The 15,433-nt window shown below is 45.3% G+C and carries 9 protein-coding genes; 5 read left to right on the top strand and 4 right to left on the bottom strand.

All coding sequences use genetic code 11. From position 1 onward, the window contains the following. Window positions 1-97 precede the first annotated feature (97 nt). The 3 genes from mngA to ACYVD3_RS21460 all read left to right on the top strand — a co-directional run bounded on the left by mngA (window position 98) and on the right by ACYVD3_RS21460 (window position 6,218). Entirely contained in the window at window positions 98-1,996 is a 1,899-nt protein-coding gene (gene mngA / locus ACYVD3_RS21470) for a PTS 2-O-a-mannosyl-D-glycerate transporter subunit IIABC (protein ID WP_460644538.1), read from the top strand. Window positions 1,997-2,017: 21 nt separating this feature from the next. Then, entirely contained in the window at window positions 2,018-4,615 is a 2,598-nt protein-coding gene (gene mngB / locus ACYVD3_RS21465) for a mannosylglycerate hydrolase (RefSeq protein ID WP_460644537.1), read from the top strand. Window positions 4,616-5,021: 406 nt separating this feature from the next. Next, window positions 5,022-6,218, top strand: a complete 1,197-nt coding sequence (locus tag ACYVD3_RS21460; protein WP_460644536.1) for an MFS transporter — start codon at window positions 5,022-5,024, stop codon at window positions 6,216-6,218. A 50-nt stretch (window positions 6,219-6,268) separates the two neighbouring features. On the opposite strand, the gene ACYVD3_RS21455 is transcribed toward ACYVD3_RS21460, so the two are convergent. From ACYVD3_RS21455 to ACYVD3_RS21440, 4 genes are all read right to left on the bottom strand, one after another. Continuing rightward, window positions 6,269-7,942: a S8 family peptidase gene (locus tag ACYVD3_RS21455; protein WP_460644535.1), complete on the bottom strand. Its 1,674-nt coding sequence runs from the start codon at window positions 7,940-7,942 to the stop codon at window positions 6,269-6,271. Window positions 7,943-8,020: 78 nt separating this feature from the next. Beyond that, window positions 8,021-8,563 carry a nitroreductase family protein gene (locus ACYVD3_RS21450; RefSeq protein WP_460644534.1) on the bottom strand — a complete coding sequence of 181 codons (543 nt, stop codon included), beginning with the start codon at window positions 8,561-8,563 and terminating at the stop codon, window positions 8,021-8,023. Window positions 8,564-8,675: 112 nt separating this feature from the next. Next, a complete protein-coding gene (locus tag ACYVD3_RS21445) occupies window positions 8,676-9,728 on the bottom strand; it encodes a hypothetical protein (protein WP_460644533.1) in 1,053 nt (350 codons plus the stop codon). A 121-nt stretch (window positions 9,729-9,849) separates the two neighbouring features. Beyond that, window positions 9,850-10,431 (bottom strand): TetR/AcrR family transcriptional regulator, encoded by a 582-nt coding sequence (locus ACYVD3_RS21440; RefSeq protein ID WP_460644532.1) that lies wholly within the window; start codon window positions 10,429-10,431, stop codon window positions 9,850-9,852. Between the two features lie 234 nt (window positions 10,432-10,665). Between ACYVD3_RS21440 and ACYVD3_RS21435 the strand changes: the two genes are divergently transcribed. Together ACYVD3_RS21435 and ACYVD3_RS21430 are read left to right on the top strand one after the other, a co-directional pair. After that, window positions 10,666-12,849 carry an efflux RND transporter permease subunit gene (locus ACYVD3_RS21435; protein WP_460644531.1) on the top strand — a complete coding sequence of 728 codons (2,184 nt, stop codon included), beginning with the start codon at window positions 10,666-10,668 and terminating at the stop codon, window positions 12,847-12,849. After that, window positions 12,836-15,073, top strand: coding sequence for a hypothetical protein (locus ACYVD3_RS21430; RefSeq protein WP_460644530.1), 2,238 nt, complete (start codon window positions 12,836-12,838; stop codon window positions 15,071-15,073). The genes ACYVD3_RS21435 and ACYVD3_RS21430 overlap by 14 nt, the downstream gene beginning before the upstream one ends. The last annotated feature ends 360 nt before the right edge of the window (window positions 15,074-15,433 follow it).

The following is a 15,433-nucleotide window of genomic DNA, read 5'->3' as shown; positions in this document are numbered from 1 at the left end:
CATACCTGTCTAAAGTCCTGTGTGCAAATTACCAAAATGCTGTTTTGGAAAAAATAAGTGCTATAGTGTTCTTAAAAAGAAATAAGGAGGAAGGGTTATGAATCTTAAAGGGGTAACGAATGAAAAATTGATTGCTTTGAACCGCAGTTACAAAAGCAAGGATGAGGCCATCCGTGATTTGATTGAAAAGCTTTATGAAGAAAAAAAGATTCAGTCAAAAGAAGAATTTTATCAGGCAGTAAAAGAGAGGGAAAGCTTATCTGCTACGGGAATTGATAAGGGAATCGCCATTCCCCATGGGAAAAGCAAGACAGTCCATACTGCAGCCTTTGCATTTGCTTCCGTCAGGGAGCCAATAGAAGACTGGGAGAGCCTGGCTCCGGATAACAAAGTGCGTTATGTGTTTTTACTGGCAATACCCGAGGCAGAGGCCGGAAGCACCCATTTGGAGCTGTTGGCAGAATTGATGACAAAGATATCGGACAATGGTTATCTGGAACATCTTTTGTCATCCAAAACCAGTGAGGAGTTTTATAAGAATCTTTCCTATGAACCAATAAAAGTGGATGCGAAAAAAACATATGAAAAATCAATCGTATCCGTAACAGCCTGTCCCGCAGGAATTGCCCATACCTATATGGCAGCGGAAGCGTTGGTTCAGGCGGGCGAAGAAATGGGAGTTAAGGTTTATGTGGAAAAACAGGGAGCCAATGGCGTGGAGGGGCGCCACACCTCAGAGCACTTAAAGGAAGCTGATGCTGCAATCTTTGCGGTTGATGTGGCAGTAAAGGATTCTCAGCGTTTTGATCACCTTCCAATTTATAGAACCAAAGTGTCCGCTCCCCTTAAAGATGCAAAGGGTATCATCAGGGCGGCACTGGATAAAGCGGAAACCTGGGAAAAACGAGAATATGCAGGAAGCAGGGAAGAGGAAAAACAGAGCGTTGGGAGTGAAGTCAAACAAGCAGTGCTTACAGGAGTTTCCTACATCATCCCTATCATTGTTGCAGGCGGTATGATCAATGCGTTTGCAGTATTAATAGCCCAGGGGTTTGGATTACAGGAGCTTTATAATCTGGATAATAGCTGGCTGTGGCTTTTTAGAAAAATGGGGGGCAATACTCTTGGCACGCTGATGATCCCCATGCTTTCTGCCTATATGGCTTACTCTCTTGGAGACAAGACTGCACTGGCCCCGGGATTCGCTGCCGGAATTGCTGCAAATCTGATTAACGGCGGATTTTTGTGCGGAATGTTAGGAGGATTGGTTGCCGGTTATGCGGTGAGAATCTTAAGGAAGTATATTCCTGCGAAAGGCATATTTTCCGGGTTTGTTTCGTTTTGGGTTTATCCTGTATGCAGTACGTTAATTGTAGGAATTGTCATAATTTTCATCCTTGGAAAACCTGTTGCATGGCTGAATCAGTCACTGATTCAAGTGCTGGGAAGTATGAGCGGATCCAATGCCGGCCTTCTTGGCGCTATCATTGGAATTATGGTATCCTTTGATCTTGGCGGTCCGGTAAATAAGGCGGCATACACATTCTGTGTCGGCGCTATGTCAGAAGGGCTTCTGATGCCGTACGCAGCATTTGCTTCTATTAAAATGGTGTCTGCATTTGCAGTAACCTTTGCAACCGTTGGTTTTAAGAAGTATTTTACCCAGGAAGAGAGGGAGGCTGGGATGTCTACCTGGATTCTGGGGCTTGCCGGGATCACCGAAGGTGCGATTCCTTTAATGATGGCAGATCCGATCCGCGTGATCTTCTCTCTATGCGCCGGTTCTGCAGTGACAGGAGCCATTGTGGCCATGTGTAATATCGGCTTGGATGTGCCTGGAGCAGGAATTTTCTCCCTGTTTTTATTAAAGGATGGATTCGGCGGATTTGTTAATGCCATCATATGGTTCTTTGCGGCTGTATTGGGAGCGGTTATTTCTACAATTCTTCTGATATTATTAAAAAAAGCAAAATTCGAGAAACAACAGAAAGTATAGAAAAGAAAGGCGGAGAAACGTTTGGCAGATCGTATACACATAGTTCCACATTTTCATTGGGACAGGGAATGGTATTTTACTGTGGAAGAATCCAGGATTTTACTGGTGCGTGATATGGAAGAAATTCTCACCATGCTGGAAACCAAAAGGGAATACCCCTGCTTTGTCTTAGATGGACAGACCTCAGTTTTGGAAGATTATTTTTCTGTGAAACCGGAAAACCTTGAGCGTGTTAAAAGACTGGTAAAGCAGGGAAAACTGATCATAGGCCCGTGGTATACCCAGACCGATGAGATGGTAGTAGGAGGGGAATCCATTATCCGTAATCTGCTTTATGGTATGATGGACTGTGAAAAGCTGGGGCCGCGTATGGATATTGGATATCTGCCGGATTCTTTTGGGCAGACAGCCCGGCTGCCGCAGATTTTAAATGGATTCGGTATCAAACGGTGTATCTTTTGGCGGGGGACCTCGGAGCGAATGGGTACGGACAAAACAGAATTTTACTGGGAGGGGCTGGACGGATCAAAGGTTTTGGTTCAGCTTCTGCCCCTTGGATATGCAATTGGGAAGTATCTGCCAATAGAGCCGGATGGGCTGAAAGCGAGACTGGATAAATATCTTCCGGTATTGGATAAAGGAGCCGCAGCAGATGATATACTCCTTCCTAACGGCCATGACCAGATGCCAATTCAGAAGAATATTTTTCAGGTGATGGAACAGATTGAAAAGCTGTATCCGGAAAGAAAGGTTTCCATAGGGGGTTATGAAGATGTTTTTGAGCGCACTGAGAAATTAGAAGGCCTGGATACGCTTCGGGGAGAATTTCTGGATGGAAAATATATGCGTGTTCACAGAAGTATTTATTCATCCAGAGCTGATTTAAAGTCTGCAAATACCAGGATTGAAAATAAAATAACGAATTTACTGGAACCTTTGATGAGCATTGCTTATAGCCTTGGGATTCCGTATGAACACGGTTTAATGGAGCAGCTATGGAAAGAACTTTTGAAAAACCATGCCCACGATTCCATTGGCTGCTGCTGCAGTGATAAAGTTCACCGGGCAATCGGGGACCGCTTCTTTCTTACAGAAGAACGGGCTGACCAATTAATGGATTTTTACATGCGCCAGATTGCTGACAGCATGGACAGCAGCATATCTGTGGATAAACTTACTGCATTTAATCTGCTTCCTTATGAAAGAACTGAGGTTATAACAGGGGAGGTTATAACCAGAATTCGTAATTTTGAGCTGGAAGATGAAGAGGGCAGGAAGATCCCCTTTGAGATTTGCAGAAAGGAAACCATAGATCCAGGATTGATTGACAGACAGATCGTACACTATGGAAATTATGACCCGTTTGTAAAATATGAAATAGTTTTCCAGGATACCATACCGGCTATGGGATACCGGACATATTTTTTAAAGGAGTCACAAGGGGAGAATGGGAGTACGGCTGAGGGCACTTTAACAGATGTGATTGAAAACAGATATTATAAGATTAAAATATTAAAAAACGGTACCTTGTGCATTACGGATAAGGAAAGGGGAAATACCTATTCGGAAGTCCTTTTATTGGAAGACGGCAGTGACGATGGGGATGGATACGATTATTCCCCCCTGGAAGAGGATTTTGTGGTTACCGGCAAAGCGGTTGATTCAGATGTAAAGATTCACTGCTTAAACCATATGACAAAAGCTGTTATCCGGTACTCCATGCCGGTTCCAAAAGATTTGGAGAGCAGAAAAAACAGGAGCTGTGATGCTGTGCTGGCTGTGATCTGGAATATTACTTTAAGAAAAGATTCCAAAGTGATTGAGATTAGGGCAGAGGTTTGTAATCAGGCAAAGGATCACCGCCTTCGGGTGCTGATTCCCAATGGAATGGAAACGAGGTATTCTGTCTGTGATAATCAATTGGGAGTCATACGGCGGCCGGTGGAAGACTGCGCCATGGAAGTTTGGGATAAAGAAAACTGGTCAGAGCGCCCGGACTCCATTTATCCGTTCCTTTCCTACGTATATCCGGAAGGAAACAGGGGAATCGCAGTCCTGACTAATTCTGTGCGGGAGTATGAAATGACAGGCCGGGGGCATGACACCACAGCCATTACACTGTTCCGCTGTGTTGGAGTGCTGGGGAAGGAGAATTTATACCGCCGTCCGGGAAGACCTTCCGGAATTAAGATGGAGACACCGGATTCCCAGATGCAGGGAATACAAAGATTTGAATTTGCCCTGACAACCTGGATTCCCTGTGCGGCACAGCAGGCCAAAGAGTATATAACACCGGTTATCACATACAATAAGATGCCGTACCATGCTATGAAATTGAATCCCACAGAAATCAGAGTACCATATGAGTATAGTCTTCTAAAGATAGGGGAAAAACGATTGATCCTGAGTGCGCTTAAGAAAGCAGAAAAAGCAGAAGAACTGATTCTCCGCTGTTACAATCCATTTGACTCCAGACTTTTGCTCCATGCAGATTTAAATCGGCTGGTTTGGAACGAGCGCAGGCTGGATGAAAGGGGAGACGGGAAAAATGCAGATTGGAGCTGTGTGGCCATAGAGCCTGGGCAGATCAGGACATTTGCGGTTAAGCCGGAAAAATAATGGGAAGTTTTAAGAAAAACAGGAACGGACAAGGAAACACAGTCTGTTCCTGTAAATGGCGGGATTGGCAGGAAGACGTGTTACTGGTAATGCAGGCAAGATCGGATTGAGTGAAGAGTCATAAGACTGATTGTTTTTATAGTCTTATGGTTGATGTAGCTTGATCGGGTCTTTTTTATTTTGCCATTCCGGCCGGATGGCAGGATATTAAAACACTTGAAAGGGGAGTGGAAAATGAATTATAATCAAATAGCCAAAGACATTATAGCAAATGTGGGCGCCTCTGAAAACATAAGGGGGCTTCCCCATTGTTTTATTTCATGCCTATTATTCTTGCCTATACCAGTGCAAAGGTATTTAAGGCAAATTCACAGAATTTTAGGGAATACGCCCAGAGGAAGAGAAGATGAAAGAACAGATTTTAAAGGAACTGACGTTTACGCGCAAACAGGAAATCCATTACCTTGCCATGGTGTCCCTGTTCTGGTTTGCCCAATATGTATACATTCCATATCAGACGATTTTTTTGACAGCCAGCGGAGCCGGCAGCGCATTTACCGGAATGATTGTAGGGGCTTATGGAATTTCCCAATTGGTTTTAAGGTTTCCCATAGGGCTTTATGCGGATTCCGTTGGCAGGCATAAGTATTTTATCATGGCAGGAGCCCTTGCCTCAGGAACTGCATCTGTTTTCCGGGTATTCTGGTGCAATGGCGCCGGTTTTCTGGTTGCCAATCTTTTCTCCGGGCTGGCTTCCGCCATGTGGATCTCTTTTATGGTTTTCTATACCAGCCATTTTTCCGCCCGGAACCAGCAGGCCGCCACCGGCCGGATCGTACTGTTCAACAATTTTGGAATGCTTCTTGGTTTTCTGTGCAGTACGGTCACCTATCACCGGATCGGCATGGCCGGGATCTGTATACTAAGCGTCTGCGCAGGCCTGATATCATTTCTTCTTGCTGCCGGGATCAAAGAGACGGCTGTTTCTCCAGGCATACATAAAACCGGGGAATTGCTTTCTGTTTGTAAAAATAAACGCTTGTGGATGTTCTCTTTCATAGCCCTGATTCAGCAGGGGATCCAGTTGACCACTGCCATGTCGTTTACAAACCAGATACTGAAAGGGATGGGAGCGTCAGACGGGATTGTGGGAATATCCTCTGTCATCTATATGATGTCGTCCGTAGGATTTGCGGCTTTTGCAGCTTCCGGCATCTGCAGCCGCAAAGGTCCAAGGTTCTGGATTCCCCTGACATTTGCCGTTGTGGCCATGTATTGTGTCCTGGTTCCGGCCGCAGGAAGTATCCCTGTGCTTTTGCTGCTGCAGATTTTACCGGGAATGTCCACCGGCATTCTGTTTTCTTTTGCAACTTCAGAGGCAATGGAGGAAATTCCCGGAGAAAGAAAGTCCACGGCTATGGGGCTGTTTCAGGCCGTATATGCGGTGGGTATGACCACCTTCCCTGTTTTTACAGGGGCACTGGCCTCCGGGAAGGGAATAGGGACCGGTTATCTGCTGCTGGCAGGGATTGCCTGCCTGGGGGGAATCGGGACGGTGATATTTTTTAAAAGAAAAGCTGCCAATCATGGATTTGGCAGCTAAAAAGGTATTTTTATAGACGTATTTCTTTTAACCTTAATCCCATGCATTCATCAAATTGCGGCTATCCTTTGAAACAGTTTGTATACGTCTATCTGCCCGTACCCCCAGATATTATTGGGATAAGTATAGGCGCTGTTTCTGTACGCTCCCCGCATCATCATATGGTTGATCTGGACTCCGGTGACTGTGGTATGATTGCCTTTGCAGAATCCCCATTCCAGGACAATGGCCGCCGCTCCCGCCGCGTGGGCCGCTGCGGCGCCGGTACCTGTAATGCTTCCATACTGATTTCCGGGAAGGGCGCAGGGAATGTGGTATCCGGGAGCCGCCACATCGGGAACAATCTCACCGAATCTGGAATAACCTCTTCCTGATTCTCCCAAAATTCTGCCGTCAAACTGGTTATAGGCAGCAACGGTCAGGGGATTTCTGGCATTTCCAGGGGAGGTTATGGTGGTGTCCGGGCTTGATCGATAGAAAAAAGTCTCGTTTGAGATCAAATTTCCTGAAGGCAGCCAGGAGTGGAAGGAAAAAGGCTCGTTTTCAGTGCTGGAGACCTGGAAATACCAGATTCCGGGAGTGGGATTGTCAAACCGTACTAAAATGAGCTGGTCCCCGCTGGCGCCTTCCAAAATGATATTGTTGATCCATATGGTAGTTTGGCCAAAGGAAAGACTGAATTTTTGACAATCCCTGGAAGACGGGTATATGCTTTGAACGATCTCCCGGTTGGGTGAAAAAATTTCGATGGTTATTTTCCCGGGAGGAAAGGGCCAGATTTCCATCGAAAATTTTTTATCATTTTCCCCTATTTTTAAATTAAAGCCATTGCAGAAGGGCTCGGCTGCTGAATAATAGAAATAGTGTCTGCGCCGGTTTGCTTCATTTCCGGCGGCAACTGATACGTCGGTTATGGGTAACTGTACGATGTAGTCTAAGTAGGAGCTGAGGACACTCAGCCCGTCATGACCTCCCTGGCTGCTTCCCAGTGCAATGCATATGACAATGGGGTGGTCTGTTTTTTGAGAAACGGAGAGAAGATAACGGATACCCAGTATGATGTCTGATTCCTGATAGCACAGGGCGTTTTCAGGAGCAAAGAACAGCTTTTTTAAGTTTTCCTTTGCTTCTTTTAATTTTACGACTACAAGCTCTGTTTGTGGAACAACGCCGGTAAAGGATTGTTTTTCATTGGGACTGCCGGAGGTAATGCTGGCGATTGCCGTGCCGTGTCCGTTGGTGTCAACGGTGGGAACTATGGCCAGGGGATCGGTTGATTTTAATGCGGTATTTATGTGGTTTTTTTCGTATTCAGAACCGAAACTGAAACCTTCAGGAGGCTTGCCGCTTTGGTCGGTCTGGTCCCATATGGATAGAATGCGGGTGGAACCGTCATGATTTCTGAACGCAGGATGCTGGTAATCTATGCCGGTATCTACGATGCCGATGAGCACCCCCAGCCCCATCAGGTTTAAATGGGGATGCTTGCGGACATTGATGATACCGGATTTTTCAATGCTTAATTTCGAGGTAAGTGTAAAAAGAGAGGGAAAATTGTGGTAAGGATACAGTCCCAGGTCACAGGCATCCATACTGTTTTTCCATATATGCAGCAAAGAAAACTTTTCATTCAGAACCGTGATATTATTGCCGGCATCAAAATCGGGAACTAAAGAGTTGCTGACGATCAAATCATAATATTCGTTATCAAATATTTTATTCATGATAAAGCCCCCACCCTGCTGTTTTAAACGCAGTATATAGTTATCTTATGCATAGGTATGGGGGTTCATGAAAGGTTATCATCCTTTGGAAGGCTCTGCATCCTGAAAAGAGTTGAAGAAAACCGTATGCTCCATATCAAACCGCTTTTCGTGATAGGGGCTGGGGCTGCAGTCTTCCCTGGGATAGCCCATGGGGAGCAGGACCACGGGAATCAGATGTTCAGGGATGTCAAAGGCCGTCCGGATGGCTGCAGGGTCAAAATGACCTACCCAGGTACTGCCTAACCCTAATTCTGCTGCCTCAAGCATCATCTGTGTGGCAACAATGCCGGCGTCAATCTCCCCCATATCCTTGTTATCGTAAGGCCTTTTCCAGCTTACCGTGGAATCATAGCACACTAGCAGTGCCAGAGGAGCATGAAAATGATAAGGAGTACAGGATACGAGTTTGGTGAGGTTTTCCATACTGTCAAGGACAAGGATCCGCTGCGGCTGAAAGTTCACTGCAGTAGGAGCCAATCTTCCTGCTTCCAGGATCAAATCCAACGTTTCCCTTTCGATTTTCCGGTCACTGAATTTTCTGACGGAGTAACGTTCTTTTGCCAATTGAATAAATTCCATAACAACATCTCCTTCTGTTTTTAATATCATTACTATAGCATAAAAAGGGAAAGGAGCAAAGATAAAAAGACGGAACCAATCCCTGGGGACTGTCCGTCTTTTATGGTTTGCATCAACTGAGAGGAATTGCTTTTCCTGTCATTTCATCGTATTGAAAAGCCACACTGCTTGTATCATAGTCAAATAAATAGGAAGCAACGTAAATCAGGGTATCATCACTATGGCGTTTGTATGCCCTGACTGTATAATAATTTTTGCCGTCTATTTTAGATATTCCAGGTGCTGCGATATACTCGTAAGCGTCGGCAGTTTCCACCAGGCCAAGCTTTTCCTGGCCCTGGGCACGGACGGTCTCTTCAGCCTGTTCAATGGTATTGGTCGTTTTCGGCTGTTTTTCAAAATCCGCGATTGTTTTTTTCTGCTTATTCCATTGGTCCTTAAAATAAGTGCTCCAAGGCTGGTTTTCCTTAGCAGTGGTCACGGTATAGCTGTCAGTTTCGGATTCCAGGGTGATGGAAAGGTAGGAAGAGGAATCTTTTGAGGGGCCTGCCAGCTTGTAAATCTCTGAGTCGGTCTTTGGGGCTTCTTCTGGGGAAGTCTGCCCGGCCTGCTTGGATTTATCCGTCACGTCAATGAAACTTTTTTCTCCCTCCAGATAATCCACGTAGCTTTTTATATCAGCAGAGATATCTTCCACATGAAGGTATTTGTACCGATCCCCCAGGCCGGAGGTTTCCGGGGGAGAATCAGCAGAAGATTCCTTGGCTTTTTGTGCCTGGTCATCGGTTTCCTTTGTTTCTGTTTCCTGGCTGGCATCGGAAACCGGCTGCTTTTCAAAATCACGTTCTCCTACAACTTCCGTTACAGAAGAAATCTCTTCTTCCTTTGAAAAGTAATAAGAGGGCGGTTTTTGCACCTGTTCTTTGGAGACATCCTTCTTTTTTGCGGTGAGCAGGATAATGGCCTGGGCAGATCCTATAATAATGATCATAAGAGCTGCTGTCAGTAAAACCAGGACTCTTTTATTTTTAGGCAATAGGCTTTTCCCTTTGGCTTTTGGAGCTTTGGCCGGTTTTTTATTCTCTTTTTTTGTCTTTGCGGCCTTTACTTTCTTTGTTTTTGTCTTGGGAACCTTCTCTTTCTTGGCTTTTGTGAATTTTGGCATAATGATCATCCTTGTGTATTTACTGATGCGGAATACAGATCAAATGGCTGCTTAACATCGCTATCCATATATCGGTTCATTCCTTAGGAAAAATAAGGATTTTAAATAAAATTGATTTTGTTTATACGGCAAGAAGTTTTTTTGCCGTTCCCATGATCACCTTATCCACAAATTCAGCCACTTCTTCCTTGGGCTGCTGCATATCCGTATCAACCCATTGCTTTAAGACACCGGTCAGCCCATAGGTGATGAATTCAAGAAAATAATTCATGGTCACTTCTTTTGCATCCGGGTACTGTTCCCTGATGATGGCTGTGCCGTTTTTTAAGATAAGGGTATGGAAGCGGTTTACAAAGTCATTGGATGAGCTGTTCTCAAAAAGGATTTTACATATCTTTTTGTTTTCCTCAATGTAATGGATGATGGGGATGACAACGGGCAGGAGCGAGTCCTTTTTAAAGGCATAGCGGCAGTTGCTGACCATATCCTGAAAGTCATTCAAGACTTCGGATTCCATCTCCTGCAACAGGCTGTAGGTATCGGAATAGTGCAGATAAAAGGTGCCCCGGTTTAAATCAGCCATTTCCGTAATGTCTTTTACGGAAATGTTCTTAAAGTCCTTTTTTTCCATGAGTTCAAGAAGGCTTTCCTTTAACAGTTTCTGGGTTTTTCGGATGCGGCGATCCTGTTTTTGCATTTCCATATGATTCCTCCAATTGTGTTTCCATGCTTGATTTTCATTTTCAGGGACTGAAAACCATGAACACCATGACGAAAACTGTTGAGTATTGCATGAAAAAATAACTTATGATTATTAATAGAATTATCGCCAATGATTGATTATTGAAACTTATTTACAAGAGTATTATAATGTACACATGTTCAAAAGTCAATAATGTATCTATTAGTAGAATAAGGATTGGTAATGGAGGAAATAATGAAAAAAGACAAAAGTTTATTTGATAAAATTGTGCATGTGATTGTGTACCGGGGAAAGGAAATAGAAACTTTTTTCTTTCTTGCCACCATTATCTGCGCAGTCTGCTTTCCTTTTGTAAAGGTCAATTACGATTTAAGCAAATACCTGCCGCAGTTCGCTCAGACAAAACAGGCTCTGGATGTGATGGAGGATGAATTTGGGTATCCTGGCATGGCCCGGATCATGATAAAGGATGTAAGCCTTCAGGAGGCAAAAAAAATAAGGGGGCAGATATCGGATCTGGAAGGGGTTGATCTGGTCATAGGTCCGGACCTGACCACGGATGTTTATATGGGAGCCTCCTTCGTAAACCAGGGAATTACTGATATGATGTCTGTGGATGCCTTCTCCATGGAGGATTATTACCATGACGGGTATGCACTGATGGATGTGATATTTGAAAATGGCGATGACAGTCATCTGACCCGGGAAGCTGTTGACGGAATTTACCGCATTGTTGGAAAGGACAGAGGCTTTTTTGCAGGAAGCGCCGTATCCAGTAAGGAGCGTGAAGAATCCATTACAAAGGAGATTACCATGGCCATCGGAATGGCGCTGGTGATCATCTGGGTGATACTGACCCTTACCACGACATCCTGGATGGAACCGTTTTTGTTTATTTCCATTATGCTTGTGGCCATCATCATGAACATGGGATCCAACCTGATGTTTGGCTCCATATCGTTTTTTACATTTTCCACGGCAGCCATTTTGCAATTGGCAGTATCCATGGATTATTCCATTTTCCTTTTACATACTTTTACGGCAATTAAGAATACCGGCGTTGAAATACATGAGGCCATGGAATTGGCGGTAAAGGAATCCTGCAGTTCCATCCTGGCAAGCGGGGCCACCACCATTGTAGGGTTTATTGTGATTGCGTTCATGCGTTTTACCATCGGCAGGGACGTGGGATTTGTGTTGACCAAGGGGATCGTCTGCAGTCTGGCTACCGTGCTGTTTCTTATGCCAACCCTGATCCTGCATTTTAATGATAAGATTGAAAAAACGGCTCATAAACCTTTTTTTCCTTCTTTTGAACCATTTGCAAGGTTGATGAACCGGATCCGCAAGCCTGTTTTCGTGGTTGCCATTTTTCTGGCTGTCCCCTGTTACTTCGGTCAGAATATGAACGTTTTTTATTACGGGGATGATGCCATTGGAGCAGGACCGGGAACCAGGGTTTATGAGGACACCAAGGCCATCAATGAGGAATTCGGAAAATCCAATATGATCATCGGGATTGTTCCAAACGGTGACCTGGTAAAGGAACGGCAGTTGACGGAGGCGTTGGAAGACCTGGATTTCGTAAATTATGCCATGTCCATGGCAGGGACAGTGCCAAAGGGAATCCCGGAAAGCTTTCTTCCGGAAAAAGTCAGGGAACAGCTTCGAAGTGAGAGGTACGCCAGACTTTTGGTTTCTTTAAATACGGTCCAGGAAAGCCAGTACGCCTTTGACTGCAGCCAGGAGCTGGAACGTGTGGTCAGGGAATATTATCCGGAGGATGCTTATGTCATAGGCATGACTCCCACAACCATTGATATCCGGGATATATTGACTGATGACTACAATAAGGTTTCCCTGTTGTCTTTGGCGGGAGTGGCTCTGGTGGTTTTTGCTACCTTCCAGTCTGTCCTGGTTCCAATCCTTGTTATCATACCGATTGAGGTGGCCATTTATTTAAACATGACATTGCCTTATGTGATGGGAGACTTCATGGTGTACATTGGATATATCATTGTAAGCTGCCTGCAGTTGGGGGCCACCATTGATTATTCCATTCTCATGACCAATAATTATCTGGGCTTTCGTAAAACCATGAACAACACGGATTCTGCCATGGCTGCCATTTCAAAAAGTACCCTTTCCATCCTGACGTCAGGGGGAATTCTTACGGTCGTAGGTTATCTTTTGTATTTTACGTCGTCCATACAGGCAATTTCCCAGGTGGGACGCCTGGTGGGAAGAGGAGCGGTCTTAAGCATGGTTCTGGTGCTTTCCCTTCTTCCGGCCTTGTTAAGCACCTTTGACAGACAGATCCAGAACCAGCAGCTTCGTTCGGCAAAACGGAAGGAAAAACGGCGTTTAAGATATGGAAAAGTGAAAATAAAAGGAGATAATGACCATGAAAAAGTATAATAAAATCCTGAGTATGGGCCTGGCTGCCATATTCTCCCTTCAGCCGGTGCTGTCGGCCCTGGCCTCGCCGGAAGTGCCTCAGTATGATGAAACTCTTTATGTGACCATGGACCCTTATGGGGAGATAAAGGAAAGCAGCATTGTAAAGAATTACCAGATGAATGGAAACAGCAAGGTGGTGGATTACGGTGCTTACGAGAAAGTGATGAACTTAACGGATCATTCGGAACCTGTCATGGGAGAAGACGGCTCCATCACCTTTTCTCCGGAAGAGACGGGAAGCCGGTTCTATTTTGAAGGCCGGACCCAAACAGAGAAATCCCAGCTTCCCTGGGATATTAAAGTGAGCTACCGTTTAAACGGGGTGGAAAAAAAGGCGGAAGAGCTGGCCGGAGAAACGGGGCTGATTGAGATCAATGTGGATCTCATCCCCAATAAAGGGCTTTCCGGCTATTACCAGAATAACATGGCCCTTATGGCCAGTACGATGGTGGATATGGATAAAAACTTAAGCCTGGAGGCTGAGGGAGCCCAGGTACAGGCCATGGGAAATCTAAATATGGTTGTTTTCTTTGAATTGCCGGGGGAGGAGGGCCATTATTCCATCCGCATCGGTTCGGAGGATTTTAAATTTCCCGGCATTGTATTTGCCATGGTGCCTTTGACGGTGAGCCAGCTTGATAAGGTTGCGGATTTAAGAGATGCCAAGGAAACCATGGAAGATTCGGCAGATGCCATCAGCGACAGCCTGGATGTGGTTTTAAACACCATGGGGAATATGCAAAAAAGCATTGGGGATACGGCGGATGGCATCAGGGGACTGGATAAAACAAGGCAGATATTCGCTGATTCCAAGGGTAAGGTGTATGAGAATGCGGACGAGGCTCTGGCAGCGCTTGACGGCCTGTCCCAGACCCTGCGGCCCTTTTACAACCACACCCAGAACGCCGGAAATGCCTTAAATGACATCAGGACCCAGACAAATCACACGGTGGAAATTCTTGACGATCTGTCACCGGATTTGGGAGATTTGCAGGACAGTGTCCGGCATTTAAGGAACGAAGTGGAAGAGCTTCGGAAAATGGCAAAAAACTCTCAGACGGATCTGAAATCCCAGGCGTTTCTTGGGCAGGCAAAAAAGATAGAAGAGCACTTATATACCCTCACCGCTGAGCAGCAGAAGCTGGCAAAGGAGCTTGCTTCCCTGGGGCAGACCCTTCCAAAGCTGACGGCGCTGAACAATTCCCTAAGCAGCTCGGCAGCCGGAATTGAGGCTGGGGAACTGCAGGATTTAATCCAGGAGATCAAGGATGAGGGACTTATGGATGAAGATGAGATATCTTCCTATTTGTTTAATGAAAAAGGCTACTCCCTGCCGGAAATCAATGCTCTTACCGGCTATCTGTCCTCTGCACTGAAAACCGGCCGGCCGGCAACTCCCAGCAATGGGTCCAAGGTCGTGGTGGAAGCGGCAGCTCCTTTGGCAGCCCTTCTTCCCCAACTGGTTGACAGCGGTGCTGGGCTGACCGGGGATTTGGGAAAAATGCTTGGGATGACCCAGGCACTGATCGGGGATCTGTATTCCTTAAGAGGTCCTGTAAGCGGGGCTTTTGACGGGGCCATGGGAATAGCAACTGCTGCAGGGAACATCTGCGATACAGCCGATGATCTGATCGGCGCTGCCGATGATTTAAATGGCATTTTAAACCGTCACCATGACGAAATGATCACGACCCTGAATGATGTTGGAAAAATGACAGACAGTGCTTCCAGAGGCATTGATTCCATGAATGTATTTTTCCGTTCTCTTGAAAACCAGATGAAGACTGTGGGGGATTCTTTAAACGGAAGCACGGAGAAAACCTTAAACGGCCTGGCCGGTGCTTTGGATGAGGCTGGAAATGGGTTAAACCAGACAGATGTATTGAGAAACGCAAAGAATACCATCAAGGGAATGATCGATGATAAATGGGATGAATATACGACGGATAAAACGACAATATTAAGCATTGACTTAGAGGCCTCCCCAATGTCCATAACATCGGAGAAGAATCCTTCCCCCAGGAGCATTCAGATGATCCTGCGTACAGAGGAAATAAAAGCGGAAAAGGGCAATGATGATGTAAACGTTGATGAGGATTTTTACCCAGATGGAAATATTTTTCATCGGATCGGAAATATTTTCAAACATATCTGGCAATCTATAACTTCAGTTTTTAAATGACAGTAAGGCAGGAATTTTGGCATATCCCGGAGCAATGAGAGATCATGAGGAGAAACTACATATCCGGTTCCTGCAGAATCCTGACACCCAGCCGCCTGATTCTGGCAGGCGGCTGGGTGAGGAACAGAATTTAAGAGATATATGCCGGAAGTGACCTTGCGGCTGAGGATTTAAAATAGCAGGGGTTTAAGTTTACCTGAAGGCAGCGGTTAGAGAGACGGATCAGGCGTTCTCTCTAACTGCTGCTTTCTTTGCAATCAGGTGTTCTCCGGTCTTTTTAAAGAACTGTTGATTTTTATAATTGTATAAATCATATAAAGTCTTTTGCAGGCCCTGGTTCCGTAGATTTTCTAAAAAGTA

This window comes from Lacrimispora brassicae, assembly GCF_054772055.1.
The sequence above is the reverse complement of the archived record's forward strand: the minus strand, read 5'-3'. Positions and strand labels throughout refer to the sequence as shown.